The sequence below is a fragment of the Pseudomonas sp. genome, assembly GCF_048269965.1.
Classification (GTDB): Bacteria; Pseudomonadota; Gammaproteobacteria; order Pseudomonadales; family Pseudomonadaceae; genus Aquipseudomonas.
In genome coordinates this window covers 199,968-226,079 of the sequence record NZ_JBLWTV010000003.1, presented here as the reverse complement: position 1 = coordinate 226,079, position 26,112 = coordinate 199,968, and the positions used below count along the sequence as shown (strand labels likewise).

The following is a 26,112-nucleotide window of genomic DNA, read 5'->3' as shown; positions in this document are numbered from 1 at the left end:
GCATCATCTTTGGGTGGTCATTTCGGGCTCATCTTCGTGCTCGTCGTTCATTTCGGGCGATGGCTCGATGCTGAATTGTCCCGCCTCAAGCAGGTCCATGAAGGTGGCTGCCTTCTCATCCATTGTCGAAAGGAGTTCTGTCATGCACTACATCACCCCTGATCTGTGCGATGCCTATCCGGAGCTGGTTCAGGTCGTCGAGCCGATGTTCGCCAACTACGGCGGCCGCGATTCTTTCGGCGGTCAGATCGTCACCATCAAGTGTCATGAGGACAACTCGCTGGTGAAGGAGCAGGTCGACCTGCCTGGTCAGGGCAAGGTCCTGGTCGTGGATGGCGGCGGCTCCCTGCGACGTGCGCTGCTCGGTGACATGCTGGCCGAGAAGGCTGCCAAAAACGGCTGGGAAGGCATCGTGGTATATGGCTGCATCCGTGACGTCGACGTCATCGCGCAGACCGATCTGGGCGTGCAGGCGCTGGCCAGCCATCCGATGAAGACCGACAAGCGCGGCATCGGCGACCTGAACGTGCCCGTCAGCTTTGGCGGCGTGACGTTCAAGCCGGGCGATTACCTGTACGCCGACAACAACGGCGTCATCGTGTCCCCGCAAGCCCTGGCCATGCCGGAATAACCCGGGTGCTGGCTCAGGATTCGGCGTTGCTGCATGCCTTCGTGCTCGATGGCTCCGGCGGTGCGCGCAGCATCGCCGCCGAGGAACTGGACGGGCTGCAGCTGCGCGACCAGGAAAGCCTGTGGCTGCACTGGGATCGCGCCCAGGAGCAGTCGCAGCGCTGGTTGCGCGAGCACAGCGGGCTGGATGAATTCAGCTGCAACCTGCTGCTCGAGGAAAATACCCGACCGCGTCTGCTGCCCCTGCCCAACGACGAGCTGCTGTTGTTCTTGCGCGGGGTCAACCGCAATCCCGGCGCCGAGCCGGAGGACATGGTGTCGGTGCGTATCTTCGCTGATGCCCGGCGGGTGATCTCCCTGCGTCAGCGTCCGTTGCTCGCGACCGATGCACTGATTGCCGACCTGCTGGCGGGCAAGGGACCGAAGACGGCGTCCGAACTGCTCCTGGAGCTCGCCCGCCACCTCACCAGTCGCGTCGATGATCTGATCGCCGAATTGAGCGAGCTGCTTGACGGTGAGGAGGATGGCCTCGATGGCGATGAGCGTTATCGTCCCAATCACGGGCTGATGTTGCAGGTGCGTCGGCGTGCGGCCAGCTTGCGTCGTTTTCTCGCGCCGCAGCGCGATCTCTACGCGCAGCTGGTACGTAATCGGCAGCCCTGGTTCGTCGAGGACGACGGCGACTACTGGAACGAGCTGAACAACCGCCTGACCCGCTATCTGGAAGAGCTGGAACTGATTCGCGAACGCGTCGGCCTGGTCCTGGAGGCGGAAAGCCGTCGTCTCGGTGAGCGTATGAATCGCATCATGTATCGCTTCACCGTGATCACCGGCATGTTCCTGCCGTTGACCTTCCTCACGGGGCTTCTGGGCATCAACGTCGGCGGGATTCCGGGTTCTGAAAGCCCGATTGGTTTCTTCATCGCCTGCGGCCTCATGGTCCTTCTGGCACTGGGCCAACTACTGCTTTTTCGCCGCTGGCGTTGGCTGTGATGTGTGACTCATCCGCTGGCTACTGCGTCTAGCCGTGACATCCCGTGAGGTGCGCATGCACGATCCATTCGAAGAGTCTCTACGCGATTTGCTCAAGTCCTCGCCGTCCAGCCATGACGACGATGCTTGCCTGCACCGCGTTCTCAAGACCGCCAACCGCCAGGTCGGTGCTGGTGACCTGTTCAGCCTGATAGGCCACTGGGCGCAGGCCCTGATGATCGCCCTGAACAACGGTTCGGCGCATGTCGCGCCGGTTTCGCGCCGTACCCAATCCTCTGCTTCTGCTGATAAGGCCGACTGAAATGGAACTCGATCCCTGGACCCAAAGCCTGATTTCCGCGATGACCGCATTGTGGACCAAGGTTGCCGGATTCATTCCCAACCTGTTCGTTGCACTGGTGTTGGTACTGCTTGGTTTCGTCGTGGCCAAGTTGCTCGACACGCTGCTGTCCAAGCTGCTCGGCAAGGTCGGTCTGGATCGTCTGATGACGGGTACCGGCCTGACCAAGTTGCTGGCACGCGTTGGCATTCACGCACCGGTATCGACCCTGATCGGCAAGATCGTCTACTGGTTCGTGCTCCTGATCTTCCTGGTTTCGGCCGCTGAATCGCTTGGTCTGCAGAGGGTTTCCGCGACCCTCGACGTGCTGGCGCTGTACCTGCCCAAAGTCTTCGGCGCTGCCTTGGTGCTGCTTGCCGGTGTGTTGCTGGCGCAACTGGTCAGCAGCCTGGTGCGTGGCGCCGCCGAGGGCGTCGGTCTGGAGTATGCCAACGGGTTGGGGCGTGTCGCGCAAGGCCTGGTGATCATCATCAGCATCTCGGTGGCCATCGGCCAGCTCGAGATCAAGACCGACCTGCTCAACAACGTGATCGCCATCGTGCTGATCTCCGTTGGTCTGGCGGTCGCGCTGGCGCTGGGCCTGGGTAGCCGCGATATCGCCAGCCAGATTCTTGCCGGCATTTATGTGCGCGAGCTGTATCAGGTCGGGCAACAAGTGCAGGTTGGTGAGGTCGAAGGGCAGATCGAAGAGATCGGCACAGTGAAAACCACCCTGTTGACCGATACCGGTGAGCTGGTCTCGGTGGCAAATCGAGTGATGCTCGAGCAACGCGTGAACAGTCGCTGACGCCAATCTGTTATTTTATGCCGCTGCCCGGCAGGCGTGACCTGCCGGGCGCTTTTCGTCCTGACTGTCGGCCCGACTCGTTTTGAACAAAGCCCAGCCCTTGCCCACGCGCTACGACCCCCGCGAGCTCACTGATGAAGAGCTGGTGGCGCGCGCCCACGACGAGCTGTTTCATATAACTCGTGCTTATGAAGAGCTGATGAGGCGCTACCAGCGAACATTATTTAACGTGTGTGCGCGTTATTTAGGGAACGAAAGGGATGCTGATGATGTCTGTCAGGAGGTGATGCTAAAAGTTCTCTATGGTCTGAAGAACTTTGAAGGTAAATCCAAGTTCAAAACTTGGCTGTACAGCATTACCTACAACGAATGCATTACTCAGTATCGAAAAGAGCGGCGCAAGCGTCGATTAGTTGACGCCTTAAGTTTGGACCCGCTCGAAGAGGCTTCCGACGACAAGACACCCAAAGTCGAGGAGCGAGGCGGTCTGGATCGCTGGTTGGTTCACGTCAACCCGATCGATCGCGAGATTCTGGTGCTACGTTTTGTCGCAGAGCTCGAGTTTCAGGAGATTGCCGACATCATGCACATGGGCTTGAGCGCAACGAAGATGCGCTACAAGCGAGCATTGGATCGGTTGCGGGATAAATTTTCGGAAAATTCCGAAACTTAGTTCAGCTTTCCGACCACTAAGGGAATGGCGAAACCTGATAAAATCGCCGCCAAGTTGTCGACTGAAGTTAACGGCGACTTATTAACCACCAAGATGGGGATTTAACGGATGAAAGTAAAAAACACCTTGGGCGTAGTCATTGGCTCTCTCGTTGCCGCAACCTCCTTCGGCGCGCTGGCGCAAGGCCAAGGCGCTGTCGAGGTGGAGGGCTTCGTCAATCGCTACTTCACCGACGTTCAGCGTGATTACGCGCACAACGAAGGCAACCTGTTCGGTGGCAGCATCGGCTACTACCTGACTGACGACGTCGAGCTGGCGCTGTCCTATGGCGAATACCATGACCTGCGCGGTGAAGGTTCGCAAGGCAGCAAGAACATCAAGGGCAACCTGACCGACCTGAAGGCCATCTACCACTTCGGTCAGCCGGGTGTCGGTCTGCGTCCGTACGTCTCTGCCGGTTTCGGCCACCAGAGCATCGGCGACGCCAACAGCGGTGGTCGTGACCACTCCACCCTGGCCATCGCTGGCGCTGGTGCCAAGTACTACTTCACCGAAATGTTCTACGCCCGTGCTGGCGTCGACGCTCTGTACAACATCGACCAGGGCGACACCGAGTGGCAAGCTGGCGTGGGTGTTGGTCTGAACTTCGGTGGCGGCAGCAAGCCTGCTCCGGCCCCGGTCGTAGCTGCTGCGCCCGAGCCGATGCCTGAGCCCGCTCCGGAGCCGGTGATGGAAGCTGTTCGCGTTGAGTTGGACGTCAAGTTCGACTTCGACAAAGACCGCGTCAAAGAAGAAAGCTATGGCGACATCAAGAACCTGGCTGACTTCATGAACCAGTACCCGCAGACCACCACCACCGTTGAAGGTCACACCGACTCCGTTGGTAGCGACGCTTACAACCAGAAACTGTCCGAGCGTCGTGCCAACGCTGTTCGTGAAGTTCTGGTCAACCAGTACGGTGTTGACGGTAGCCGCGTGAACACTGCCGGTTACGGTGAAACCCGTCCGGTTGCTGACAACGCCACCGACTCCGGTCGCGCTATCAACCGTCGCGTTGAAGCTGAAGTAGAAGCCCAGATCCAGCAGTAACGCTTCTGGTGCTCCAAGAAAAACCCGGCCTCGGCCGGGTTTTTCTTTTCCGGAATAAAAAAGCCCGCCATGGGGCGGCGGGCAAGCAACGACTTCGCAGGAGCGCGAAGTGGTCAGGCATGCAGGCGCTGAGGCATGCCGATCTGTGTGCTGGTACGGGCGACTTCGCCGATCACCAGAATGGCCGGGCTCTTCAGAGCGAAGGCCATGGCGTCGTCCTGCATCGTCGCGAGGTGGCTGCGGCATTCGCGCTGCTCGGGCAGCGAGGCGTTCTCGATCATCGCTACCGGCATCTCGCCGCTCATGCCGCCAGCGAGCAGGCCGTCGCGAATGTCCGCCAGCTTGGCTACGCCCATATAGACGACCAATGTCGTGCCGCTTTGCGCCAGCGCGTGCCAGTTCAGTGAGCTGTCATCCTGAGTATGGGCGGTGACCAGAGTCACGCCACGGGCCACGCCGCGCAGGGTCAGTGGGATACCGCAGTGGGTGGCGCCGGCCAGCCCGGCGGTAATGCCGTTGACCAGCTCCACCTCGATGCCATGTGCGCCGAGCCAGTCGGCCTCCTCGCTGCCACGGCCGAAGATGCACGGGTCGCCGCCTTTCAGGCGCACCACGGACTTGCCCTGGCGTGCATAGCGCAGCATCAGGCGGTGGATGAAGGCCTGCGGCGTGGAGCGGCAGCCGCCGCGCTTGCCCACCGAGACGACACGAGCGTCGCGGCAGTGCTCGAGCACGGCCGGGTTGACCAGATCGTCGATCATCACGATTTCGGCCTGGTTCAACGCCTTGACCGCCTTGAGCGTGAGCAGCTCGGGATCACCAGGGCCCGCGCCTACCAGCCAGACTTTTGCGTTCATATCGGGTTCCTCGTGGGGTGCGTCGTGCGCACCAAGTCGTTTGCTGGTTCCCACGCTCCGGCGTGGGAACGGATTCGGGGACGCTCTGCGTCCCATGAGACGCGGAGCGTCTCGGCCTGCATACCCACGCAGAGCGTGGGTACGATCAATTCATGCGTTCACTGCAGTGGGCTGTTGGGCCAGCAGGCGTTTGATTTCAGGGACACAGGAGCCACAGCTGGTGCCGCACTTGAGCTCCTGCATGAGGCTCTTCAGATCCAGGCCGCGTGCAATGCCGGCGCACACCGCGCTTTCGCTGACGTTCAGGCAGTTGCACAGGGTTTTGCCGAGCGTGGTGACACCGGCGTTGCCTGGCGGTGCCGAGACCGGGGCGAGCAGCCAGCGGCGCAGATCGGCGTCGGCCTGGCCCTCCAGCCACAGGTTTCTGAGCCATTGGCTGGCGGCGGTTTCGCCGGCCAGGCGGATGCTGACGATGCGACCATCCTCGATGCGCACGCGCTTGCCCACCGCGCGACGTGGGTCGTCATAGGCCAGCACCGGGCCGTCGTTCAGGCGCAACAGGCGGTCGATCTGCGCCAGCAGCTCGGGTTGGGGGGGCACGGCGCTGGCAGCGCGAATCAGCAGGGCGGGACGTTCGCGGCCGGTGGGTGTGAGGCTGGCATAGGCGAATTCCTCGAACAACGGGCGCAGGGCCTCGAAGCGGCTCTGCACCTCGCCTTCGACCAGGGCGAACAGTTGCCAGGGCAGCTCGACCTTGTCCACCTCGACCCCCGCGTGCTTGAGCTCCGGCTGCTTGGACAGCGGGTCGAAGGCCGGCTGGGTCAGCACGTTGGTGCCCAGGCCCTTGAGGAAGCGGTCGCCCCAGTGCATCGGCAGCCAGGCCTGGCCTGGGCGCACCGACTCGTCGGCCTGTACCGGCAGGATCAGGCTGCCGCGGCGACTGCGCAGCTTGACAAGGTTGCCGTCCTGCAGGCGACGGCGGCGCAACTCGTCCGGGTGCAGGCCGAGCACGGCGGCCTCGACATGACCGAACAGGCGCGCGGCGGTGCCGGTGCGGCTCATGCCGTGCCACTGGTCGCGCAGGCGGCCGGTATTGAGCGTCAGCGAGTAGCGCGCCTCGCGCTTTTCCTTCGGCGCGCGGTACGGGTCGGCGTGGAATTGCGCGCGTCCGCTGGCGGTGGGGAAGCGGCCGTCGGCATAGAGTCGCGCGGTGCCCTGGTTGGCGCCGGTGGGGAACGGCCATTGCTGGGGGCCCTGGTCATCGAGCAGCGCGTAGCTCAGCCCCGAGAGGTCGAGGTCACGCTGGGCAGTCAGGTGCTTGTATTCCTCGAACAGCGCCTCGCTGCTGGCGAAGTCGAACAGGCTGGGCAGGCCGGGGCGCAGCAGTTGTTCCAGGCGCCGGGCGAAGTCGCAGGTGATCGACCAATCGGGCCGCGCCTCCACGGGCGCTGGCACGGCGCGGCGTACATGGCTGACGCGACGCTCGGAGTTGGTTACCGTGCCTTCCTTCTCGCCCCAACTGGCAGCGGGCAGCAGCAGGTCGGCGTAGCGGCAGGTCTCGGTGGTGAAGAAGGCTTCCTGCACCACGACGAAGGGGCAGGCGGCCAGGGCCTCGTGCACCTTGTTCTGGTTCGGCAGCGACTGCGCCGGGTTGGTGCAGGCGATCCACAGCGCCTTGATGCGCCCGTCGTGCACCGCATCGAACAGCTCGATGGCGGACAGCCCGGGCGTCTCCGGCAGGGCGTCGACGCCCCAGTAGGCGGCAACTTCGGCGCGGTGTTCGGCATTGCCGGCCTCGCGGTGGCCCGGCAGCAGGTTGCTCAGGCTGCCGGTCTCGCGGCCGCCCATGGCGTTGGGTTGGCCGGTCAGCGAGAAGGGGCCGGCGCCGGGCTTGCCGATCTGCCCGGTGGCCAGGTGCAGGTTGATCAGCGCGCTGTTCTTGGCGCTGCCTGCGCTGGACTGATTGAGCCCCATGCACCACAGCGAGAGGAAGGAGGGCGCGCGGCCGATCAGTTCGGCGCAGCGCTGCAGGGCGTCGAGGCTGATGCCGCAGATATCGGCGGTAGCCGCCGGGCTGTAGTCGCGCACCAGGTTCTTCAGCGCCTCGAAGCCCTCGGTATGGGCGTCGATATAGCGGCGGTCGACCCAGCCTTCCCACAGCAGGATATGCAGAATGCCGTGAAACAGCGCGACGTCGGTGCCGGGCAGAATCGCCAGGTGCAGGTCGGCCAGCTCGCAGGTGTCGGTGCGCCGCGGGTCGACGACGATGATCCGCATCTCCGGGCGACGGGCCTTGGCTTCTTCCAGGCGGCGGAACAGCACCGGATGGGCATGGGCCATGTTGGAGCCGGCGATCAGCACGCAGTCACTCTGCTCGATGTCCTCGTAACTGCAGGGCGGGGCGTCGGCGCCGAGGCTGCGCTTGTAGCCGACCACGGCGCTGGACATGCACAGTCGCGAGTTGGAGTCGATGTTGTGGGTGCCGACCAGGGCACGGGCCAGCTTGTTGAAGGCGTAGTAATCCTCGGTCAGCAGCTGGCCGGAGATATAGAAGGCCACGCTGTCCGGGCCGTGCTCGCGGATGGTCTCGGCGAACACCGCCGCGGCGTGGTCCAGGGCGCTGTCCCAGTCCGTGCGGGTGCGAGCCAGGCCTTTGCCCAGGCGCAGTTCGGGATGGAGGGCGCGGGCGTCGAGGTCGCCGGTCAGGTGCAGGGTCGAACCCTTGCTGCACAGCTTGCCGAAGTTGGCCGGGTGACTGGGATCGCCGGTGACGCCGAGGATCTTCTCGCCGTCGTGCTCGATCAGCACACCGCAGCCCACGCCGCAGTAGCAGCAGGTGGAGGCGGTGATTTGAGTGGGGCTGGCCATTTCGGGCTCCTACGGGCGTAGGGTGGACAACGCTGTGTTTGTCCACCAATACAAGGGTTTACCGGTGGAGAACGCTTCGCGGTTTTGCACCCTACGCGCACTTCGCAGCGGTGTTCAGGGCCAGCAACACGCGGCCGTTTTCGACCTTGGCCGCGTGCCGATGGGCGCAGCCCACGTCCGGCGCCACGGCCTCGCCCGACTCCAGCTCGATCTGCCAGTTGTGCAGCGGGCAGGCCACGCGCTTGCCGTAGATCAGACCCTGAGACAGCGGGCCGCCCTTGTGCGGGCAGCGGTCGTCGAGAGCGAAGACCTCGTCGCCGGCGGTACGAAAAATGGCGATATCGCCCTTGGGACCAGTGATGATGCGCGAGCCGAGCACGTTGATCTCTTCCAGGGCGCAGATATCCAGCCAGTTCATACGGTGGCCTCCTCGAGTTGCACGACCTTGATGGTGTCGAACTCTTTCTTCAGTTGCGGCGTCTCGATGCGCTCCTTCCACGGGTCCTGCTCGAACGACAGGGCGTAGTGCATGCGCGCGGCGAGGGCCTTGCGATTGGCTTCGTCTTCAAGCACCGCCTTCTTGATGTGCTCCATGCCGACGCGCTGCATGTAGTGCACGGTGCGTTCGAGGTAGAAGGCCTCCTCGCGGTACAGCTGGAGGAAGGCGGCGTTGTACTCGCGCACTTCTTCGGCGGTTTTCACCTTGACGAAGAACTCGGCCACCTCGGTCTTGATCCCGCCGTTGCCGCCGATGTAGATCTCGAAGCCCGAATCCACACCGATGATGCCGACGTCCTTGATGCCGGCCTCGGCGCAGTTGCGCGGACAGCCGGAGACCGCCAGCTTGACCTTGTGCGGCGACCACATGTTGAACAGGTCGTGCTCCAGGTCGATGCCGAGCTGGGTGGAGTTCTGCGTGCCGAAGCGGCAGAACTCGCTGCCGACGCAGGTCTTCACCGTGCGGATGGACTTGCCGTAGGCGTGGCCGGAGGGCATGTCCAGGTCCTTCCACACGGCCGGCAGGTCGTCCTTCTTGATGCCCAGCAGGTCGATACGCTGGCCGCCGGTGACCTTGACCATGGGCACGTTGTACTTGTCGGCCACATCGGCGATGCGGCGCAGCTCGGACGGATTGGTCACGCCGCCCCACATGCGTGGCACCACGGAGTAGGTGCCGTCCTTCTGGATATTGGCGTGGGCGCGCTCGTTGATCAGGCGCGACTGCGGGTCGTCCTTGGCCTCGCCCGGCCAGGTGGAGATCAGGTAGTAGTTCAGTGCCGGGCGGCAGGTGGCGCAGCCGTTGGGCGTGCTCCAGTTGAGGAATTCCATGGTCTGCGCCATGGACGTCAGGTGTTGTTCGCGTATCGCCTTGCGAATCTGCCCGTGATTGAGGTCGCTGCAGCCGCAGATGGCCTTCTCGCTCTTGGGCTTGACGTCGGCGGCGCCACCGACGGTGCTGATCAGGATCTGTTCGACCAGACCGGCGCAGGAGCCGCAGGAGCTGGCGGCCTTGGTGTGCTTCTTCACCTCGTCGACCGAGAACAGGCCGTTTTCCTGGATGGCCCGGACTATGGTGCCCTTGCACACGCCGTTGCAGCCGCAGATTTCCATGCTGTCGGGCATGTTGGCGGTTTTGCCTGCGCCCTGGTGGCCGACGTCGCCGATGGCGCCTTCTCCGAACATCAGGTGGTCGCGGATCTCGCTGACGTTGTGATTTTCGCGGATCTGGCGGAAGTACCAGCCGCCATCGGCGGTGTCGCCGTACAGGCAGGCGCCGACCAGCACGTCGTCCTTGATCACCAGCTTCTTGTACACACCGCCAATGGGATCGGAGAGGGTGATGGTCTCGGTGCCTTCACCGCCCATGAATTCACCGGCGGAGAACAGGTCGATGCCGGTGACCTTGAGCTTGGTCGAAGTCACCGAGCCCTGGTAGCGCGAATAGCCGAGCTGGGCCAGGTGGTTGGCGCAGACCTTGGCCTGCTCGAACAGCGGCGCCACCAGGCCGTAGGCGATGCCGCGATGGCTGGCGCATTCGCCGATGGCGTAGACGCGTGGGTCAAAGGTCTGCAGGGTGTCGTTCACCAGGATGCCGCGGTTGCAGGCGATGCCGGCGCTCTCGGCCAGCTCGCTGTTGGGGCGAATGCCGGCGGCCATCACCACCAGGTCGGCGGGAATCACTTCGCCATCCTTGAATTTCACCGCACAGACGCGGCCTTCGCCGTTGTCCAGCAGCTCGGCGGTGTGCTTGGGCAGGAGGAACTTCAGGCCACGGTCTTCCAGGGATTTTTGCAGTAGCTCGCCGGCGGTGCGGTCGAGCTGGCGTTCCAGCAGCCAGTCGCCGATATGCACCACGGTGACGTCCATGCCGCGCAGCTTGAGGCCGTTGGCCGCTTCCAGGCCGAGCAGGCCGCCGCCGATGACCACCGCGTGCTTATGGGTCTTGGCGGTGTCCATCATCATCTGGGTGTCGGCGATGTCGCGGTAGCCGATCACGCCGGCCAGGTCCTTGCCCGGAATCGGCAGGATAAAGGGGTTGGAGCCGGTGGCGATGAGCAGGCGGTCGTACTCGGCCTCGCTGCCATCGTCGGCGATGACCAGGCGCTTCTTGCGGTCGATCCTGACTACCTTGCGCCCCAGTAGCAGCTTGATGTCGTTATCGGCATACCAGTTGAGATCGTTGAGCACGATCTCCTCGAAGGTCTGCTCACCGGCCAGCACCGGCGAGAGCAGAATGCGGTTGTAGTTGGGGTGCGGCTCGGCGCCGAACACGGTGATGTCATAGAGGTCGGGGGCAAGCTTGAGCAGCTCTTCGAGGGTGCGCACACCCGCCATGCCGTTGCCGATCATCACCAGCTTGAGTTTTTGCATGCCGGCCATCTCCTGAAGAAAAATCACGGTCGAAAAAATTGTCGGGAGCAATTTTTAACGTCGCTCCGCGACGGCTCGAAGAGTGGCTGCCAAAAATGGCAGGCCATAAAAAACAAAAAAGGCGTCCCGCTAGTCACCTAGCGAGGACGCCTTTGTCCAGGTCCCGTTCTATCGGGAAGTGCAGCCTTCTTCGTTGAAGGTCGCACTTTATGTAGTTTGTGGCAGTGCGAATGCAGACCTTGTGCCAACTCGATCAGATCAGGGTTTTTCAGGCTTTTCAGCCATTTGGCTGGATCTGTGGAGTGGTTTTTTGCACCTTTGCGAGGCGGTTGGCGCCGCTTTGGTGCGCAGCCGGCTATTTGAGCAGCAGGAACGTCAGCAGCAGGTTGAGCAGCAGCGACACTAGCGCCACGCTGCGCCACACCAGCAGCGGCTCGCGCTCCAGCAGCGGTCGCGGGCGGTTGTTCAGAGACTGACGTTCGCCACTTTCCAGGGCCAGCAGCCATTCTTCGGCAGTCTCGAAGCGCTGCGCTGGGGTGGCGGCTACCGCGCGGTTCAAGACCTCGTCGAGCCAGGCAGGCAAGTCCGGGCGGTAGCGGCTGGCCGGCACCGGCTGACCGAAGCGCGGGTGCTGAAAGGCCTCGACTTCGCCGTGGGGATAGTGGCCGGTGAGCAGGTGATACAGCGTCACGCCCGCGGCGTAGAGATCCTGCTGCGCATTGGGCGGGCTGCCGGCGAAGGCTTCGGGGGCAATATAGCTGGGCGTGCCGGGCAGGCTGTGGGCCTCGTCGCGGGTCAGGCCGGGGCAGTACGCCAGGCCGAAGTCGAGCACGCGCAACTCGCCGTCGTCGCCGAGCAACAGGTTCTCCGGCTTGATGTCGCGGTGGAGGATATTGCGTCGGTGCAGCAGGCCGAGGGCCTTGATCAGGCGCGGCGCCAGGTCCAGCCAGTCCGCCAGGCTCAGTGGGCCGTGCTGCTGCACGCGCGCGGCGAGGGTCTGGCCGGCGTATTCACGTTGCACGTAATACAGGTGCTGGCGCTGCGGCAGGGCATGCAACTCGGGGAAGTGGCGACCGGCGACGCGGCGCAGGAACCATTCCTCCTGCAGCAGCCCCGGGCCGGCCTGCTCATCGCCGGCGCGGCTGGGCGGGAGGGTCTTGAGCAGCCAGGGCTGGTTGTCCGCGTCGTGCACTCGGTAGATCAGCGACTGGCGCGATTCACCGAGCATTCGCTCGACCTGCCAACCCTCGAACTCCTGGCCGTTGCGCAGACGTGGCGGTAGCGGCCAGTGCTCGAGCTGGGCCAGGGTGTCGGCCAGCGCCGCCTCTGGCAACCGGTCGATGTGCACCAGCAGGGCACTGGCGTTGTCCTGGCTGCCGGCGCGGTGCGCCTCGTCGACCAGCGTCTGGCAGATCGCTTCAGCGTCATCGTCTCGTTGCAGCAACTCGCCGATGCGCTTGTCGCTGAGGCAGGCCCAGACGCCGTCGCTGACCAGCAGGAAGCGGTCGCCGACCTGCAACTCGCCGTCGCGGTAGTCCACCACCAGGTGCTGATCCAGGCCCATGGCACGCTTGAGCACGTGCTGCATGCCCGGCTGTTCCCAGACGTGGTCCTCGGTCAGGCGCAGCAGTTGGCCGTCGCGCCACAGGTAGGCGCGACTGTCGCCAATATGCGCCAGGGTGTAGCGACGGCCGCGCAGCACCAGAGCGGTGAGGGTGGTCAGCAGCGGCTGGCCGCCACCATTGGCCTGCAACCAGCGGTTATGTGCGATCAGCAGGCGGTCCAGGCTGTGCTGTACCGGCCAGGTTTCCGGCGTTGAGTAGTAGTCCAGCGCCAGCGCCTGCAGGGTCGCGCGCGCGGCGAGGCCGCCGTCGGCGCATTGGCTGACGCCATCGGCCAGGCCCAGCAGATAGCCTTTGCTGGCGGCCAGGCCTGGCGCAGGGGTGACCACACGCAGAGCGTCCTGGTTCTCGCTGCGCGGGCCGGTGGCGCTGGTTTCGCCGATGCTCAGTTGCAGGGCCATGATGCGGTTTCCGTAGATCGTTGGAGCGTAGGGTACGTCGTGCGCCGTGCGCACCAGGCTCGACGCAAACCGGCGCACCCTACGGATACGGCGCAGCGTCGAGGTTCGAATCACACCCGTGCGGCTGTGACCGCAGCGCTACCCCAGGTGGTGCGCCAGCGTTGCTTGACTCCATGCAGGCCGATCCAGGCCAGTACACCGAGGCTGGCGAACAGCCAAAGACCCAGCTGGTAGTCGCCTGTGTGCTGCTTGATGGTGCCCAGGCCGGCAGCAAGGAAGAAGCCACCGATGCCGCCGGCCATGCCGATCAACCCGGTCATCACGCCGATTTCCCTGCGAAAACGCTGCGGTACCAGCTGGAACACCGCGCCATTGCCGGCGCCAAGGCCGAGCATGGCGGCGACGAAAAAGGCCAGGGCGGCGGCCGCGCTGGGCAGGTTGAAGCCCACCGCGGCAATGCACAGCGAGGCGATGCTGTACATCATCAGCAATGTACGAATGCCGCCGATGCGGTCGGCCAGAGCGCCGCCCAGCGGGCGCAGCAGGCTGCCGGCGCAGACGCAGGCGGCGGTGTAGTAACCGGCGGTCACCGGGCTCAGTCCGTACTGATCGCTGAAGTAGCCGGGCAGGGCGCTGGCCAGGCCGATGAAGCCGCCGAAGGTGACGCTGTAGAAGAACATGAACCACCAGCTGTCACGGTCGCCGAGGGCCTTGAGGTAGTCGCCTACGGCCTTGGGCTTGGGCCGCTCCGGTGCGTTTTGGGCCAGCAGGGCGAAGATCACCAGGGTTGCCAGCAGCGGGATCAGCGCCCAGCCGAAGACGTTCTGCCAGCCGGACAGCGCCGCCAGGCCAGGGGCGAACAACGCCGCAAGCACGGTGCCGGAGTTACCAGCGCCGGCGATGCCCATGGCCTTGCCCTGGTGCTGCGGCGGGTACCACTGCGAGGCCAGCGGCAGGGCGACGGCGAACGCCGCGCCGGCGAAGCCGAGGAACAGGCCGAGTAGCAGCGCCTGCTCGTAGCTGCCGATGCCGATCTGCCAGGCGCAGAACAGCGCGACGATCACCACCACCTGGCCGAGCAGGCCGGCGGTTTTCGGCGACAGGCGGTCGGCGAGAAAGCCCATCAGCAGACGCAGCACGGCGCCGGCGAGAATCGGCGTGGCCACCATCAGGCCGCGTTGCTGGGCGTTGAGGTCGAGGTCGGTAGCGATCTGCACCGCCAGTGGGCCGAGCAGGTACCAGACCATGAAGCTCAGGTCGAAATAGAGGAAGGCGGCAAACAGGGTGGGGGCGTGGCCGGCTTTCCAGAAACTTGTATTCATCGATCACCTCATCAGCGAGAAGGAGCCCGGCCAGGCGCGGCGAACCGTGGTCGTGGACACGGCGGCCGCGCCTGCCGGGAAGGCCGTGCACTTGTGGTGCAGAGCCCTGCGGCCGAAGCCACAGCAGGTTTGCGCGATTGCAGTGCAGGCTCGGATCGCGATGCCTGCGCCGGCCCCGGTCACTGGGGCGAACACGAAAAAAAAACGCCGCTTCACCACAGGCCATGAAGGCGAGGTGAGGCGACGTCTTTGTCGTGAGGGAGGTGGCCGCCGTTGGCTACCTGGTGCGGGGGAATAAGCAAGAGCCGAGCCAACCGAGCAGAGGCCCTGGGATCAGGCGTTACACCGCTTCAGCGCACGCAGTTCTGCCGTAAAACGAGGCGTTTGCGCGTTCTATGCTCCCGAATGGGGCGAGCGCTGCGGCGTGCTGAGCGTGGCCTGTGAGTGCACGCTGGAAAGCTGGGCAACGCTGGTTGCGTGAGTGGGTAGCGGCGCGGTCAGCAGGGCGAGTGCCAGCAGATTGCTGAGCAGCCCCGCCTGACGGGCACGGCGGTAGGTGTCGGTCATCCTCGATCCCCCCTTTTTTTTCTGATCTGACCTAGGCGTAGCAGACGAATGACAATGTGTCACGTTATTAGCAGCAATAACTGTGCAAGTTTTGCCAGACGCCTGTTTGCCCGGAGCCCTGAAGCATTGCAATCGCTGACTCAGTCGAGCCGATTGACCTTGGGGAACTTGGCGCTGAAGGCTTCCGGCATTGGCACCACCTTCGACTGACGATAATCGAAGAACACGAAGCCGGACTTGGCCATGGCCACCAGGGTGCCGTCGGCCGGACGGGTGATGCGGAAGGTGATGTCACCGCCATATCGGTTGAAATCCATCACGCCGACTTCGAACAGCAATTGGTCGCGCGCATGAGCTTCTGCGCGGTAGGTGGTGGCCAGGTCGGTGACGATGATACCGGTGCCGCTGCCATCGGTTTCACGGATGCCGAACTCGAAGAGAAAACGTGCGCGTGCCTCGGAAATCATCGAGATCATCGAGTCATTGCCCAGATGGTTGGCACCGTTGATGTCGGTAACGCGCACGGTCAGGTGGGTGCTGTAGCAGTACTGGTCTTCGGGAAAATCGAGGGTCAGGCGTGCCATGGTCGAGCCTTCGTCTAAGAGGGCGGCGATTGTAAACCGCCGCGTTCCTCAGCGGTGCAGGCTGTTGAGGTGATAGAACGTGACCCGGCCACCTTCGCTATCCGGTCCGGAATTGTCCTGGATGTAGGCGCCCGCCTTGAAGTACAGGTACTGCTTGCTCCAGCTGCTGCTCAACTGGCGGTAGAGCGAGCCCTTGTCGCCATCGGTGCTGGCCACGCTGATGCCGATGCGTCCGCTGGGCGTGACACGCAGGTCGTAGCCGAAGCGTTCGCCAAGCTGGATGTTCTCGGCCAGCAGGATGTTTTGCACGTCGCTGTCGCCTGGGCGAGCGCGCAGCAGCAGCTCCACGCGGCCAACGCCACGTCGATAGTGATATTGCAGCTTGAGCAGCGGGTCGTTCTGGCTGCCCGGCACGTCGGTACTGTGGATCTGGCCGATCACCACCTTGTTGCGGCTGGGCACCTGGTCGACCTGCAGCACGGCACTGAGATAGCTGTCCGAACTGGCATGGAGCCAGTTGTCGAGTCTGCCGTCGTGCTGGGTTCCGCGCAGCTCGCTGCGTGGATAGCGGGCGTCGGCGGTGGTCGAGCCGGTGACCGGCACCCAGAAGGTCACGCTGCCGTCGGCATTGCGCCGAAAGTAGCGACTTTCATAGCCATTATTCAGCCGTTCGGTGGTGATGGTGGTCGGCGCCGGTTCGGTGGGAATCGACAGATTCCAGGTGGTGAGGTCGAGCACGGGATTCTCTGCTTGTCGGTTTAGGGCCCTTGTTCGTCCCTGCACCGGGCCAGAGGTTCAACCGCCCCAGCCCTTGAGCCAGAGCGGTTTGATTCTCAGGCGGCCGGGCGTTGCTGGCGCTGGTAGAGAAACTCCAGCACGGCGCTGCGGTAGGCGTGGTACTGCTGGTCGTTGGCCAGCGCCAGACGATCACGCGGGCGCGGCAGATCGACGGCGAGGATTTCGCCGACGGTGGCGGCCGGGCCGTTGGTCATCATCACGATGCGATCGGACAGCAGCACGGCCTCGTCGACGTCATGAGTGACCATCACCACGGTGCTCTGGGTCTGCCCGACGATGCGCAGCAGCTCGTCCTGCAGGTGCGCGCGGGTCAGGGCATCGAGGGCGCCGAACGGCTCGTCCATCAGCAGCACCTTGGGCTCCATGGCCAGGGCGCGGGCGATGCCGACGCGCTGCTTCATGCCGCCGGAGATCTCGTTGGGGTGTTTGTGCATGGCATGGCCGAGGCCGACCATGTTCAGCGCCTGCTCGGTGCGGGCCTTGAGCTGGGCCTTGCTTTCCCGTGCGCCGAAGACTTTCTCAACGGCGAGGTGGACGTTGCCGAAGCAGGTCATCCAGGGCAGCAGGCTGTGATTCTGGAACACCACGGCGCGCTCAGGGCCGGGGCCGTCGATCTCGCGGCCATTGCAGATCAGTCCACCTTCGTTGGCGTCGAGCAAACCGGCGATCAGGTTGAGCACGGTGGATTTGCCGCAGCCGGAGTGGCCGATCAGCGCCACGAACTCGCCGCGGGCGATGCTCAGGTTGACGTCTGCCAGTGCCTGGAAGCGGCCTTTCTTGGTGTCGAAGTGCTTGCTGACAGCGGTCAGCTCCACGAATTTGTCCATCGGAGTTCTCCCGTTCTGGCGCAGTGCCCCGGATTGAATCAGAGACACGTTCATTTAAAACAAAGACTTGGCGTCTATTGTTGAATTGACTTGTAGGTTGCGTAGCCCGGATGCAATCCGGGGAAACGGAGATCGCATTCGCGGATTGCATGCGGGCTACGAGTTGGCCGAACGCGCCTCTTCAGCTTGCGTAGTCGAAGCGTTTGGCGATCAACAGCAGCATCTGCTCCAGCGCCAGGCCCACCAGGCCGACGATGATGATGGCGATGAGAATGTGCTCGACGTTGAGGTTGTTCCACTCGTCCCACACCCAGAAGCCCAGGCCGATGCCGCCGGTGAGCATCTCGGCGGCGACGATCACCAGCCAGGCCACGCCGATGGCCAGGCGGATGCCGGTCATCAGGTGCGGCAGTACGGCGGGAAACAGGATGCGCGTCAGCACCTTGAATTCAGACAGCTTGAGCACGCGGGCCACGTTGAGGTAGTCCTGTGGCACGCTGGCCACACCGGCGGCGGTGTTGAGGATGATCGGCCAGATCGAACTGATGAAGATCACCCAGATCGATGCCGGGCCGGCGGCCTCGAATACCAGCAGGCCGATCGGCAGCCAGGCCAGCGGCGATACCGGGCGCAGCAGGCTGATGATCGGCGCCAGCATGCCGGCGAGAAAGGCGAAGCGGCCGATGGCGAACCCCAGGGGAATACCCACCAGCGCCGCCAGGCCGAAGCCGACTCCAACTCGGCCGAGCGAGTTGAGGATGTTCCAGCCGATGCCCATGTCGTTGGGGCCGTTGTCGTAGAAAGGGTCGGCGAACAGCACCAGGGCGGCCTGCCAGGTGCTAAAGGGGCCCGGCAGGCCCTCGCTGTACTGCGCCAGCAGCGACCAGAAACCGATGAAGGCGATGATGCCCAGCAGCGGGGCGATGCCGGCCTTGAGCAGGCTGCCCAGTGCAGCGGCGCTGGGCAGCATGGCCCGCGCAGAGAGGCGCGGCTTGGCGATTGGCAGCAGCGGTGTTTTCAGGGGCGCATTCATGCTCACCTCCGGTCAGGCTTTGATGGTGAAGGAGTCGGCGTAGGCGGCTGGATTGCTGCCGTCCCAGACCACGCCGTCGATCAACGTGCTGCTGCGCAGCGGGCTGCCCGGCAGCGCCAGCTTGAGGGCGCCAGCGGCCTCGGCGTAAAGCGCGGTCTGGTTGATCTGCGCGGCCACGGCAGCGTAATCCGGCGCGTCCTTGAGCAGGCCCCAGCGCTTGAACTGGGTGAGAAACCACATGCCATCGGAGTGATAGGGGAAGTTGACGCTGCCGTTCTTGCAGAAGGCCATGGCGTGTTCGTCCTTCCAGCTGTTGCCGAGGCCGTCCTCGTACTGAGCGAGAAAGCGCGGCTCGATCACCTGCACCGGCGCGTTGACGTAGGCCTTGCCGGAAATCAGCTTGGCGGTGCTCTTGCGGTTCTCCTCGCTGGCCTCGATGAAGCGGCTGGCGTCGAGAATCGCCATGATCAGTGCGCGGGCGGCATTGGGGTACTGCTCGATGAAGGCGCGGGTGGTGCCGAGCACCTTCTCCGGGTGGTCCGGCCAGATCTGCTGCGTGGTAGTGGCGGTGAAGCCGATCTTGTCGAAGATCGCCCGCGCGCCCCAGGGTTCACCGACGCAGAAGCCATCCATGTTTCCGACGCGCATGTTGGCGACCATCTGCGGCGGCGGCACGACGATGGTCTTCACGTCGCTCATCGGGTTGATGCCCAGGCTGCCGAGCCAGTAGTACAGCCACATGGCGTGGGTGCCGGTGGGGAAGGTCTGGGCGAAGGTCAGCGGCGTGCCGCCTTTCTTCACATGCTCGGCCAGTTGCGCGCCGTTGCTCACGCCAGCCTCGCGCAGTTGCTTGGACAGGGTGATGCCCTGGCCATTCTGGTTCAGCCCCATCAGCACCGCCATGTCCCGCTGTGGTCCCGCCAGGCCGAGCTGGGCGCCATACATCATGCCGTAGAGCACATGGGCGGCATCCAGTTCGCCAGTGTTGAGCTTGTCGCGCACGCCAGCCCAGGAGGCTTCCTTGCTTGGATTGATGGTCAGGCCGTACTTCTCGCCGAAACCCTGGGTGGCGGCGACCACCACCGAGGCGCAATCGGTCAGGGGAATGAAGCCGACGGTCAGCGCGGCCTTTTCCGGCGCATCGGAGCCGGCCGCCCAGGCCGCGCTGCGCAGCGAAGCCGGCGCTGACAGGCCGAGTGCGGCGATGCCGCTCACGGCACCGGCCAGGGCGATGGATTGCTTGAGGAAGTGACGGCGGCTGGTGGCCAGGGGCTTGTTCGAATCACGATCGGTCATGGGTCTAGTCCTTGTCAGGCGCATAAACAAAAACGGCGTACGCCAGGCCACCTCCATGAAATGAAGGTGACCTGACGGACGCCGTTGTCCGTGATCCTCGGCCCGCCGCCGTTGGCGTGCTACGCAGGATGGTTGACAGGGACTTAGCAAGGGGCTTGCCAGCTTTCATGGCCAACGCCCGAGCAACGGCATACGGCGCCTGGCAGGCGCAAACCGAATGCCGCTCGATCAATGGTTGGTTTTGATAATCAAAGAGTTGCAGATGTTTTATGAGGTGATTTAGCAGCGAGCGGAGTCAGCGCACGCGGGGCTCGCTCTGCACGCGACTGAGCCAATGCCGTGCATGAGCGGACGCTGTTGAGCCTTTTTGGTTCGTCTCACCGGCTCAGGAAGCCGGTTGAACGCGAGCCTCCTCGACGAAGTCGCGCAGCCAGCGCAGCACTTCGACGGCTTCCCAGCGAGCCGGGTCGAACAGTGCATAGGCCAGCCCCTGATAGCCGACCACATCCAGCTGGCGGTGGTAGCCAGCACGCTGCAGCAGCGCCTCGATCTCGGCGAAGCAGGTATTGAAGTGCTGGCGATTGAAGGGGGTGCGGCTCTCGGTGACGATGCCTTCGAGTTGCAGTTCCTCGACCATCTCGCGCACCCGCTCCAGCGGCATGCGGTTCACTCGGTGTTTCAGCTGCAGTACGTCCAGCATGATGGCGCTCCTGTGCAATCGATCATTTGCCTGTGATCTAGCCTAATCGAAAAGTACTGTACAAATAAACAGTATTGAGTGATATTGGCCTCACTTAGGTGACAACAACCCGTCCACTGCCTGAAGGTGGGCGCCTTGCAAGGGGGTATTGGCAATGCAACAGATGCTGATGACGATTGTGCTATTGGCCCTGCTCAGCGGCTGCGCGCAACCGCAGATAGATCGGCCACAGGCCAACGGTGCGTACCTGGTGATCGAGGGCGAACAGGCCTGGGCCGTACTGGTTTCCGATGGTCAGCGCGTCGAGGAGGCGGGCAGGGTGCTCGACGTGATTCGACTGCCCAGCCATCACTCCAACATTGCCGCCAGCTACGTGATCGAAACGCCCAACTGCGGCAAGCTGCAGTGGCTGACCGAACGCCATGGCGCTGCAGAGGGTGAAACCACGCTGTTGCCGGCCGCCTTCAACGAGCAACTGAGCCAGCCCGGCTGCGTGCTCGCGCAGGGCCTGAGCCGAGCCTGGACGGCCCTGGATTATTCCGGTTGACCGTAGGGTGCGCCGCGCGCACCGATATTCACTGGCGGGTTAACTGGTGAGACGCGTAAAGAAAAAGCGCCGCAACCTCAACGGAAGCGGCGCTTTTCATTCATGCGTTAGCGCGTGCTTACAGCAGGTGCTGCTTGTCCATCTCGATGGCGGCATCAAGGGTTTCCAGCAGCGCCTTGCGCACCTTCAGCTTGGTGTTCCTGTGCGCCGTCATGTTGATCTTCTTCATCTGCTGCGCCACTGCCTGAGTGGTGGCCAGCAGTTGTTCGGCCGGCACCACCTTGTCCAGGAAGCCGGCATCCACCGCGCCAGCCGGGTCGAACATCTCGCCATTGATCACCGAACGGTGGAACGCCGACTTGCGCAGGCGATCACGGGCCAACTCGATGCCGACATGGTGCATGGTCATGCCGATTTGCACTTCGTTCAGGCCGATATTGAACGGACCTTCCACGCCGATACGGTAATCGGCCGACAGCAGGATGAAAGCACCCTTGGCCACGGCATGACCCGGACAGGCGACGATGATCGGGTAGGGGTGCGCGAGCATGCGCCGCGCCAGCGTAGAGCCAGCCGCTACCAGGTTGATTGCATTCTGCGGGCCGGAGGTCATCACCTTCAGGTCATAGCCGCCGGAAAGAATACCCGGTTGGCCGGTGATGACGACAATGGCGCGATCCTGCTCGGCGCGGTCGAGGGCAGCATTGAACGCAGCGATCACATCGGGCGAGATGGCATTGACCTTGCCATTGCTCAGGGTGAGGGTGGCGATGCCGTCTTCGAGTTGATAGCTGATCAGGTCGCTCATGGCGGTTTTCCTTGTTAGAGCCTTGGGGGCGAATGTGGGCAGAAGGTACTCAGCCGCAGCGCTCTGGTAAAGCGCCGTGGCTGACTGGCTGGTCAGTGTTTTTGCCTATCGCGACGATGGCGGATGGCAATTGGTCGCGCGCAAAGCCAGGCCTTTAAGGTGAGCAGCGAACCGCAGGAGCTGCCCATGAATACCCTTTGTTCCATCCTTTATATGGTCACCGTGATCGGCCTGCTACTGGCATCGGTCGTGCTCAGCGAAACCCTCTACCTGCGCAGCCCATCCGGCGTGCTGCTGCTATTCGGCTTGGGCCTGTTCATGTCCCTGGGTTTTCTGCTGTTCGGCCACATTCGCTTCGACGAGCAACCCGGCGAGGAGCACGACGAAAACTCGCTGCGCTCTTAAGCGCATGAATCCTTTAAAAAAAATTTGCCATCGGGAAAACATTCGACTACATTAGCGCACCTCGACGGGCTGCACAGCCAATCGAGATCCGGTGAAGTGTCCGAGCGGTTGAAGGAGCACGCCTGGAAAGTGTGTATACGGGAAACCGTATCAAGAGTTCGAATCTCTTCTTCACCGCCACTTTCGCAAAAGCCCTGCAGGGAAACCTGCAGGGCTTTTTGCTTTGTGGCTTTCGACAGCTTTCGAAAGCCCTTACCTGCGAGATCACCCGTCCAGTTCCTTGGCGCACTCGGCTACAGGTTCGGCCATGCCTTCCTTGATGGATTCGCGCATGCCAGGAATCGAGAGCAGGCACAGGGTTTCCTGAATGGCGTCCCAATCCTCTGCCGAGAGCAGGACGGCATTCGTCCGTTTGCCAGTGATCAGAATGGGCTGGTGAGATTCGGCTAATCGATCCATCAGCCGATAGAGGTGAGTGCGTGCTTCGCGTGCTGTAAGGGTGCGCATGAAGCCGTTCTCCTGAGTCATGTCGCAAGCGGGCGATAGGTTATTGCCCCTGCTCGGTAGTGGGTTGAGCCGTAATGCATCGCGCAGATGGTCCGGCGACAGGCGCGCATAACGCATGCTATGCCCCGAGATTTTCTGTGGCATAGGGATGTTCCCGCCCCGTATGACGAAGCGACTGGCGAAGGTGGCGGTGTTCGCGGGTCGGTGCATGATCCTCAACGGTTAGCCCGGCCGGGCTTGTCTCACTGAGCGCGGCGGTGCAGAGGGTGCGGACAAAAACCAGGGCCTGGCCTGCGCTCTCCCATACACCGTCGCACACCATGACATTCATGGCGCACCCTGTTAATCGTCCGGGCTGGGGTCGAGGAGGACTTCGGCCATGTCCTGGCAGTCCGGGCACAGGGTTACGTGGGGCGCCCTGGTCAGATCGGGCTGCAGGTCGGGTTGGGGAGCCGGCTGGTTGTAGAGCTGACCCATGGGTTGCCCGCAGCAGTCACACAGCACGCGATCAACGATCAGCACGGCGGCTTCCTCCGATCAGACCTGGGAGCGTCAACCGGCCAGGTTGAGGCAATGGCTTGTCGGCGTGAGCAGGCTTGGCCTGTTCGGCGGCGGTATCGTTGGGAGCTGCGACCGGGGCGGCAGTGCAGCGGTCAATCACGGCCTCGAATGAACGAAGAAACAGATCGTCGTTCGCTTCAAGAATCTCTATGTGTGCGTGGCTGATATAGAAGCCGCCGAGCGAAGCGCCGATCAGGAAGGGCAGAGACCACGACCAGAGCAGGGCGGCCAGATAGCGGCGTACGCGCAATGAAGTCGTCATTCAATAAGCCCACCAGTTCGAACGGTTCGCGCGGGGGCACGAAGGGCGTTGGTTTGCCGGTGTCGCTCACAACGTGCCAGCACTGCGGCGGACGGCGGCCGGGCTTGTGTTTCTCGCAGGTATAGGCCGGCGTAACCTGGGGCTGACCATTTACCCCGGACCATCGTACGGGGCGGCGTGGGGTGCTGGGTGTGTATGGGCAGGAAGGCGCCTTGGGCGGTATCCAGCCGCGGTTCAGCCAGCACACAGAGCAGTCGCAGTTCTCGGCGTGCGCTTGGCGCGGATACTGGTTCAGGCTTTTCTTTGGCCGACACCTCGGGGTGCGGGGTGGCCATAGACGCAGCGCGGTCAAGCTGGATAAGGCGCCTACATTCGTTGCCGGAAATGCATCCAGCCTCATGAAAGCCTTCGATGTAGCCCCGCAGGTAGAACCGCAGGTATTCACAAGCGCCAGGCCCGCAAGCCTTGGGGTGAGCAAGGTCACGCTCCATGCGCTCATGGACCGACTGATGATTGCGTTTCACGGGCTCACCCCCGCCAGCCGCGCCACGCAGGTTTTGCCTGGCTTCATGCAGTCGACGATGCCGTTGCTGACCCACTGCACGACCCGCTCAACGGGAACACCGGACAGGGCGGCGAAGGCGGCCTGCGCATGGAAAAGAGGCTTCATGCCGTCCACTTCTGCTGCAGCAGCCAGGAGCGGAACAGGGCGCTGTTGACCATGCGGCGCTTGCCCAGCTTGACGGTGGGCAGAACGCCTTTCATGGCCCAGGCACGCGCGGTGCCGTAGGTCAGGCCGTTACGGTCGGCCCAGGACTCGACGGTTTCCACGTCCTGTTGCGGGCCTATGAGCTTCGAAGGTTCCAGCTCTTCCAGTTCCATGCTCGTTCCGTCACTATTCGTTTCAATGCCAGTTATTCAGCACTGCGTTATCCAAAACGGATCTTGTCGAAACGGATAATGCCATTGTTGATCCATATTGGATATATCAACTATAGATCAAGCGGCTATGATTAAAGAGCGCGTTATAACTATTTTGAAAAGCTCGGGGATTCGGCTTCCCGAGCTGGAGGAGCGTACTGGCATCAGTCGCTACACTTGGAACAACCTGAAGAACACCGCCAGAAAGCGCGAAATCAAGGCAGAGGAGATCGAAGCTATCGTTAAGCTCTTTCCTCAATATGCTTTGTGGGTGGTCAGTGGCGAGGTAGCGCCAGAAGCAGGGCAGACAAGCCCAGAATACGATCAGGCCGATTCAAACTTGCCCAATCAAAACGCGGGATAGCAATTACAGCGGAAGTGGCTAGACGATGGTATACCCGTAATCACAGCAAGGGATAATGGCTATGTGGAGTCATCACCTAGAAGAGTATGAGCCTTCAGGAAGATCAGCATGCCTTTGCGGGTCTGGGGAGCGTTTCAAAAACTGCTGCAAAGAAGAATATCGCAAGAAAGATAATTTTAAGTATGTGCAGGATTTGAATGCGCCGGCAAAACAGCAGCTAAAGCATTTAAGAGCGCATATATGTTGGTACCGAATATGCCATAAGGCTCACACGGTAAAAATGTTGAGGTCAAATTCAGAGGGCGCTAATAGACTTCTGAGTATTGATATCGTCGCATTAAAGGATTTTGTATGGCACCTAGAGAGGTGCTACCAAGCTAATCAAATAGAAAGTAAATTTGAGTTTGCCCTGGATGAGCTGTCTCAGGCGATAGATGATGAGCGCTGGCAGTTAGAAATAGACATGATAAGAGCTCTGCATGTCTACTGCAGAGAGGGGACTAGGTCGCGTGCCAAGAAAATTATATCTAAGTACAATCCGAAGCAGGTGAAAAATCCTGAACTCATTGAGCTGTATTTGGATGTTTATTCAGATGAGCTGAATAGTATCGAAATAGTTGCTCTTTCTGATAGGGTGGCAGATTTATCTGAAAGTGATTCGAGTCGCCTGCAATATCGTTTCCTTTCGGCGATGCAATACTTTTTGTTGCGAGACATGGCTGAAGGAAAAAAAAGAGCTTTGCTTGCAATAAAAGAGTATGAAAAAGTTCCAGAAAGCAGTAAGACAATATACGGTAGAGTCCGTCTTGCTGGTGCATACAAAACGCTTGGGGAGCTGGTTGCGGATGATGAATTGATACTTCAAGCTATCAAAGAATACAGAGGTCTTATCGAAAGAAGTGAGTTAAATTCTTCGGGCCTTGCAGATGTGTGGGGGGAAATTGGCGATTGCCAGCGTCACTTAAAAGATTTTGATTCGTCTGAATATAGCTATCGTAAGTCTTTGGAATTGCATGACGAGCCTTTGACCAGAGTTTTTTAGTAAGAGTTCTTGTTGCGAAAAAAAGGATTGTTGATGCAAGAAAGTTGCTTTCGGAAATTGATTCGTCAAAATTTTCGGATGCAAATAATTTCGACTTGGCAATATCTCTGTGTGAGTTTGCTATCGCCAGTTGCGATGAAAATGATTTAGATGTGGCATTGGCAGCTATTAAGGCTGTGAGAAATAGTGAGCCATTGTTTGCAGACATGCAGAAAGATTTACTTGTTCAGTTGTATGAGCTCAAGTCAGGGAAGGGCAGTGCTGTGGCTGAGTCGCTTATAGAGAAAATTAATAGATATATAACAATTAAGCCTAATATCATGGGGGTTGGCGCGGATTTTAATGCAATGATTGATGATTTCATAAGGCGTAAAAAATAAATCACCTGTAAAACGTAGGGAAAAATAAGGCGAGGAGGGAGGTGATAGGTGTTATAA

The 26,112-nt window shown here is 61.9% G+C and carries 31 protein-coding genes, 1 tRNA gene and 1 pseudogene; 12 read left to right on the top strand and 21 right to left on the bottom strand.

Annotated features, from left to right (window positions below):
- Positions 1 to 3: 3 nt before the first annotated feature.
- On the bottom strand, positions 4 to 144 hold the full coding sequence (locus tag ACN0X6_RS05285; protein ID WP_417702615.1) for a hypothetical protein: 141 nt from the start codon (positions 142 to 144) through the stop codon (positions 4 to 6).
- On the opposite strand from ACN0X6_RS05285, the gene rraA reads away from it, so the two are divergent.
- From rraA to ACN0X6_RS05255, 6 genes are all read left to right on the top strand, one after another.
- Positions 143 to 631, top strand: coding sequence for a ribonuclease E activity regulator RraA (gene rraA, locus ACN0X6_RS05280; RefSeq protein WP_417702614.1), 489 nt, complete (start codon positions 143 to 145; stop codon positions 629 to 631). The genes ACN0X6_RS05285 and rraA overlap by 2 nt on opposite strands.
- A gap of 5 nt (positions 632 to 636) precedes the next feature.
- Positions 637 to 1,623: a zinc transporter ZntB gene (locus tag ACN0X6_RS05275; protein ID WP_417702613.1), complete on the top strand. Its 987-nt coding sequence runs from the start codon at positions 637 to 639 to the stop codon at positions 1,621 to 1,623.
- Positions 1,624 to 1,672: 49 nt separating this feature from the next.
- A complete protein-coding gene (locus ACN0X6_RS05270; RefSeq protein ID WP_372241829.1) occupies positions 1,673 to 1,924 on the top strand; it encodes a CrfX protein in 252 nt (83 codons plus the stop codon).
- Position 1,925: 1 nt separating this feature from the next.
- A complete protein-coding gene (locus ACN0X6_RS05265) occupies positions 1,926 to 2,750 on the top strand; it encodes a mechanosensitive ion channel family protein (RefSeq protein WP_017676817.1) in 825 nt (274 codons plus the stop codon).
- An 82-nt stretch (positions 2,751 to 2,832) separates the two neighbouring features.
- Positions 2,833 to 3,423 (top strand): RNA polymerase sigma factor SigX, encoded by a 591-nt coding sequence (gene sigX, locus ACN0X6_RS05260; protein ID WP_160017993.1) that lies wholly within the window; start codon positions 2,833 to 2,835, stop codon positions 3,421 to 3,423.
- 108 nt (positions 3,424 to 3,531) lie between these two features.
- Positions 3,532 to 4,512, top strand: a complete 981-nt coding sequence (locus ACN0X6_RS05255; protein ID WP_160017994.1) for an OmpA family protein — start codon at positions 3,532 to 3,534, stop codon at positions 4,510 to 4,512.
- A gap of 113 nt (positions 4,513 to 4,625) precedes the next feature.
- On the opposite strand, the gene cobA is transcribed toward ACN0X6_RS05255, so the two are convergent.
- The 13 genes from cobA to ACN0X6_RS05190 form a co-directional block, all read right to left on the bottom strand.
- Positions 4,626 to 5,369 carry a uroporphyrinogen-III C-methyltransferase gene (gene cobA, locus ACN0X6_RS05250; RefSeq protein ID WP_417702612.1) on the bottom strand — a complete coding sequence of 248 codons (744 nt, stop codon included), beginning with the start codon at positions 5,367 to 5,369 and terminating at the stop codon, positions 4,626 to 4,628.
- A 150-nt stretch (positions 5,370 to 5,519) separates the two neighbouring features.
- On the bottom strand, positions 5,520 to 8,237 hold the full coding sequence (locus ACN0X6_RS05245) for a molybdopterin-dependent oxidoreductase (protein ID WP_417702611.1): 2,718 nt from the start codon (positions 8,235 to 8,237) through the stop codon (positions 5,520 to 5,522).
- Between the two features lie 91 nt (positions 8,238 to 8,328).
- Complete coding sequence (gene nirD, locus ACN0X6_RS05240; RefSeq protein WP_417702610.1) at positions 8,329 to 8,655, bottom strand: nitrite reductase small subunit NirD; 327 nt, start codon at positions 8,653 to 8,655, stop codon at positions 8,329 to 8,331.
- A complete protein-coding gene (nirB, locus tag ACN0X6_RS05235; protein ID WP_417702609.1) occupies positions 8,652 to 11,108 on the bottom strand; it encodes a nitrite reductase large subunit NirB in 2,457 nt (818 codons plus the stop codon). The genes nirD and nirB overlap by 4 nt, the downstream gene beginning before the upstream one ends.
- Positions 11,109 to 11,463: 355 nt before the next feature.
- Positions 11,464 to 13,131 (bottom strand): protein kinase domain-containing protein, encoded by a 1,668-nt coding sequence (locus ACN0X6_RS05230; protein ID WP_417702608.1) that lies wholly within the window; start codon positions 13,129 to 13,131, stop codon positions 11,464 to 11,466.
- 110 nt (positions 13,132 to 13,241) lie between these two features.
- Positions 13,242 to 14,453: a nitrate/nitrite transporter gene (locus ACN0X6_RS05225; protein ID WP_417702607.1), complete on the bottom strand. Its 1,212-nt coding sequence runs from the start codon at positions 14,451 to 14,453 to the stop codon at positions 13,242 to 13,244.
- Positions 14,454 to 14,846: 393 nt separating this feature from the next.
- Positions 14,847 to 15,020, bottom strand: a complete 174-nt coding sequence (locus tag ACN0X6_RS05220; protein ID WP_417702606.1) for a hypothetical protein — start codon at positions 15,018 to 15,020, stop codon at positions 14,847 to 14,849.
- A 140-nt stretch (positions 15,021 to 15,160) separates the two neighbouring features.
- Complete coding sequence (locus ACN0X6_RS05215) at positions 15,161 to 15,604, bottom strand: thioesterase family protein (RefSeq protein ID WP_417702605.1); 444 nt, start codon at positions 15,602 to 15,604, stop codon at positions 15,161 to 15,163.
- Between the two features lie 48 nt (positions 15,605 to 15,652).
- Positions 15,653 to 16,342 carry a polysaccharide lyase family 7 protein gene (locus ACN0X6_RS05210; protein WP_417702604.1) on the bottom strand — a complete coding sequence of 230 codons (690 nt, stop codon included), beginning with the start codon at positions 16,340 to 16,342 and terminating at the stop codon, positions 15,653 to 15,655.
- Positions 16,343 to 16,437: 95 nt separating this feature from the next.
- The gene (locus ACN0X6_RS05205; RefSeq protein WP_417702603.1) at positions 16,438 to 17,229 is read right to left on the bottom strand and encodes an ABC transporter ATP-binding protein; all 792 of its coding nucleotides are present in this window, start codon (positions 17,227 to 17,229) and stop codon (positions 16,438 to 16,440) included.
- Positions 17,230 to 17,410: 181 nt separating this feature from the next.
- A complete protein-coding gene (gene ntrB, locus ACN0X6_RS05200; protein WP_417702602.1) occupies positions 17,411 to 18,262 on the bottom strand; it encodes a nitrate ABC transporter permease in 852 nt (283 codons plus the stop codon).
- Positions 18,263 to 18,274: 12 nt separating this feature from the next.
- A complete protein-coding gene (locus tag ACN0X6_RS05195; protein WP_417702601.1) occupies positions 18,275 to 19,558 on the bottom strand; it encodes a CmpA/NrtA family ABC transporter substrate-binding protein in 1,284 nt (427 codons plus the stop codon).
- Positions 19,559 to 19,943: 385 nt separating this feature from the next.
- Positions 19,944 to 20,258: a hypothetical protein gene (locus tag ACN0X6_RS05190; protein ID WP_012018520.1), complete on the bottom strand. Its 315-nt coding sequence runs from the start codon at positions 20,256 to 20,258 to the stop codon at positions 19,944 to 19,946.
- A gap of 154 nt (positions 20,259 to 20,412) precedes the next feature.
- On the opposite strand from ACN0X6_RS05190, the gene ACN0X6_RS05185 reads away from it, so the two are divergent.
- Entirely contained in the window at positions 20,413 to 20,805 is a 393-nt protein-coding gene (locus ACN0X6_RS05185) for a hypothetical protein (RefSeq protein WP_160018006.1), read from the top strand.
- A 118-nt stretch (positions 20,806 to 20,923) separates the two neighbouring features.
- Here ACN0X6_RS05185 and ACN0X6_RS05180 read toward each other — a convergent pair whose 3' ends face one another.
- On the bottom strand, positions 20,924 to 21,613 hold the full coding sequence (locus ACN0X6_RS05180) for a crotonase/enoyl-CoA hydratase family protein (protein ID WP_417702600.1): 690 nt from the start codon (positions 21,611 to 21,613) through the stop codon (positions 20,924 to 20,926).
- Between the two features lie 186 nt (positions 21,614 to 21,799).
- Here ACN0X6_RS05180 and ACN0X6_RS05175 point away from each other — a divergent pair, with 186 nt between their 5' ends.
- Both ACN0X6_RS05175 and ACN0X6_RS05170 read left to right on the top strand, forming a co-directional pair.
- Entirely contained in the window at positions 21,800 to 22,018 is a 219-nt protein-coding gene (locus tag ACN0X6_RS05175; protein ID WP_417702599.1) for a hypothetical protein, read from the top strand.
- A gap of 90 nt (positions 22,019 to 22,108) precedes the next feature.
- Positions 22,109 to 22,198, top strand: a tRNA-Ser gene (locus ACN0X6_RS05170).
- Between the two features lie 84 nt (positions 22,199 to 22,282).
- Here the strand turns inward: ACN0X6_RS05170 and ACN0X6_RS05165 are convergent.
- The 6 genes and pseudogenes from ACN0X6_RS05165 to ACN0X6_RS05140 all read right to left on the bottom strand — a co-directional run bounded on the left by ACN0X6_RS05165 (position 22,283) and on the right by ACN0X6_RS05140 (position 24,230).
- Complete coding sequence (locus ACN0X6_RS05165) at positions 22,283 to 22,525, bottom strand: type II toxin-antitoxin system Phd/YefM family antitoxin (RefSeq protein ID WP_417702729.1); 243 nt, start codon at positions 22,523 to 22,525, stop codon at positions 22,283 to 22,285.
- 342 nt (positions 22,526 to 22,867) lie between these two features.
- Entirely contained in the window at positions 22,868 to 23,047 is a 180-nt protein-coding gene (locus ACN0X6_RS05160) for a hypothetical protein (RefSeq protein WP_417702598.1), read from the bottom strand.
- Complete coding sequence (locus ACN0X6_RS05155; RefSeq protein ID WP_417702597.1) at positions 23,034 to 23,348, bottom strand: hypothetical protein; 315 nt, start codon at positions 23,346 to 23,348, stop codon at positions 23,034 to 23,036. Before ACN0X6_RS05155 ends, ACN0X6_RS05160 begins: the two co-directional genes overlap by 14 nt.
- A gap of 7 nt (positions 23,349 to 23,355) precedes the next feature.
- Positions 23,356 to 23,691: pseudogene (gene pflM, locus ACN0X6_RS05150) on the bottom strand (lysogeny maintenance protein PflM); the annotation flags it as partial.
- A gap of 177 nt (positions 23,692 to 23,868) precedes the next feature.
- Positions 23,869 to 24,018 (bottom strand): hypothetical protein, encoded by a 150-nt coding sequence (locus tag ACN0X6_RS05145; protein ID WP_417702596.1) that lies wholly within the window; start codon positions 24,016 to 24,018, stop codon positions 23,869 to 23,871.
- Positions 24,015 to 24,230 (bottom strand): DNA-binding protein, encoded by a 216-nt coding sequence (locus ACN0X6_RS05140; RefSeq protein WP_192980826.1) that lies wholly within the window; start codon positions 24,228 to 24,230, stop codon positions 24,015 to 24,017. Before ACN0X6_RS05140 ends, ACN0X6_RS05145 begins: the two co-directional genes overlap by 4 nt.
- A 127-nt stretch (positions 24,231 to 24,357) precedes the next feature.
- Here ACN0X6_RS05140 and ACN0X6_RS05135 point away from each other — a divergent pair, with 127 nt between their 5' ends.
- From ACN0X6_RS05135 to ACN0X6_RS05125, 3 genes are all read left to right on the top strand, one after another.
- The gene (locus ACN0X6_RS05135; RefSeq protein ID WP_417702595.1) at positions 24,358 to 24,633 is read left to right on the top strand and encodes a helix-turn-helix domain-containing protein; all 276 of its coding nucleotides are present in this window, start codon (positions 24,358 to 24,360) and stop codon (positions 24,631 to 24,633) included.
- 61 nt (positions 24,634 to 24,694) lie between these two features.
- Entirely contained in the window at positions 24,695 to 25,675 is a 981-nt protein-coding gene (locus ACN0X6_RS05130; RefSeq protein ID WP_417702594.1) for a hypothetical protein, read from the top strand.
- Positions 25,676 to 25,719: 44 nt separating this feature from the next.
- Positions 25,720 to 26,055, top strand: coding sequence for a hypothetical protein (locus ACN0X6_RS05125; RefSeq protein ID WP_417702593.1), 336 nt, complete (start codon positions 25,720 to 25,722; stop codon positions 26,053 to 26,055).
- Positions 26,056 to 26,112: the final 57 nt, after the last annotated feature.

Excerpts from the sequence above, each read along its gene's own strand:
- rraA (WP_417702614.1), top strand. The coding sequence starts at position 143 with ATGCACTACATCACCCCTGATCTGTGCGATGCCTATCCGGAGCTGGTT.
- ACN0X6_RS05285 (WP_417702615.1), bottom strand. The coding sequence starts at position 144 with ATGACAGAACTCCTTTCGACAATGGATGAGAAGGCAGCCACCTTCATG.
- ACN0X6_RS05265 (WP_017676817.1), top strand. The coding sequence starts at position 1,926 with ATGGAACTCGATCCCTGGACCCAAAGCCTGATTTCCGCGATGACCGCA.
- ACN0X6_RS05255 (WP_160017994.1), top strand. The coding sequence starts at position 3,532 with ATGAAAGTAAAAAACACCTTGGGCGTAGTCATTGGCTCTCTCGTTGCC.
- cobA (WP_417702612.1), bottom strand. The coding sequence starts at position 5,369 with ATGAACGCAAAAGTCTGGCTGGTAGGCGCGGGCCCTGGTGATCCCGAG.
- ACN0X6_RS05245 (WP_417702611.1), bottom strand. The coding sequence starts at position 8,237 with ATGGCCAGCCCCACTCAAATCACCGCCTCCACCTGCTGCTACTGCGGC.
- nirD (WP_417702610.1), bottom strand. The coding sequence starts at position 8,655 with ATGAACTGGCTGGATATCTGCGCCCTGGAAGAGATCAACGTGCTCGGC.
- nirB (WP_417702609.1), bottom strand. The coding sequence starts at position 11,108 with ATGCAAAAACTCAAGCTGGTGATGATCGGCAACGGCATGGCGGGTGTG.
- ACN0X6_RS05230 (WP_417702608.1), bottom strand. The coding sequence starts at position 13,131 with ATGGCCCTGCAACTGAGCATCGGCGAAACCAGCGCCACCGGCCCGCGC.
- ACN0X6_RS05225 (WP_417702607.1), bottom strand. The coding sequence starts at position 14,453 with ATGAATACAAGTTTCTGGAAAGCCGGCCACGCCCCCACCCTGTTTGCC.
- ACN0X6_RS05220 (WP_417702606.1), bottom strand. The coding sequence starts at position 15,020 with ATGACCGACACCTACCGCCGTGCCCGTCAGGCGGGGCTGCTCAGCAAT.
- ACN0X6_RS05215 (WP_417702605.1), bottom strand. The coding sequence starts at position 15,604 with ATGGCACGCCTGACCCTCGATTTTCCCGAAGACCAGTACTGCTACAGC.
- ACN0X6_RS05205 (WP_417702603.1), bottom strand. The coding sequence starts at position 17,229 with ATGGACAAATTCGTGGAGCTGACCGCTGTCAGCAAGCACTTCGACACC.
- ntrB (WP_417702602.1), bottom strand. The coding sequence starts at position 18,262 with ATGAATGCGCCCCTGAAAACACCGCTGCTGCCAATCGCCAAGCCGCGC.
- ACN0X6_RS05195 (WP_417702601.1), bottom strand. The coding sequence starts at position 19,558 with ATGACCGATCGTGATTCGAACAAGCCCCTGGCCACCAGCCGCCGTCAC.
- ACN0X6_RS05190 (WP_012018520.1), bottom strand. The coding sequence starts at position 20,258 with ATGCTGGACGTACTGCAGCTGAAACACCGAGTGAACCGCATGCCGCTG.
- ACN0X6_RS05185 (WP_160018006.1), top strand. The coding sequence starts at position 20,413 with ATGCAACAGATGCTGATGACGATTGTGCTATTGGCCCTGCTCAGCGGC.
- ACN0X6_RS05180 (WP_417702600.1), bottom strand. The coding sequence starts at position 21,613 with ATGAGCGACCTGATCAGCTATCAACTCGAAGACGGCATCGCCACCCTC.
- ACN0X6_RS05175 (WP_417702599.1), top strand. The coding sequence starts at position 21,800 with ATGAATACCCTTTGTTCCATCCTTTATATGGTCACCGTGATCGGCCTG.
- ACN0X6_RS05165 (WP_417702729.1), bottom strand. The coding sequence starts at position 22,525 with ATGCGCACCCTTACAGCACGCGAAGCACGCACTCACCTCTATCGGCTG.
- ACN0X6_RS05155 (WP_417702597.1), bottom strand. The coding sequence starts at position 23,348 with ATGACGACTTCATTGCGCGTACGCCGCTATCTGGCCGCCCTGCTCTGG.
- ACN0X6_RS05145 (WP_417702596.1), bottom strand. The coding sequence starts at position 24,018 with ATGAAGCCTCTTTTCCATGCGCAGGCCGCCTTCGCCGCCCTGTCCGGT.
- ACN0X6_RS05140 (WP_192980826.1), bottom strand. The coding sequence starts at position 24,230 with ATGGAACTGGAAGAGCTGGAACCTTCGAAGCTCATAGGCCCGCAACAG.
- ACN0X6_RS05135 (WP_417702595.1), top strand. The coding sequence starts at position 24,358 with ATGATTAAAGAGCGCGTTATAACTATTTTGAAAAGCTCGGGGATTCGG.
- ACN0X6_RS05130 (WP_417702594.1), top strand. The coding sequence starts at position 24,695 with ATGTGGAGTCATCACCTAGAAGAGTATGAGCCTTCAGGAAGATCAGCA.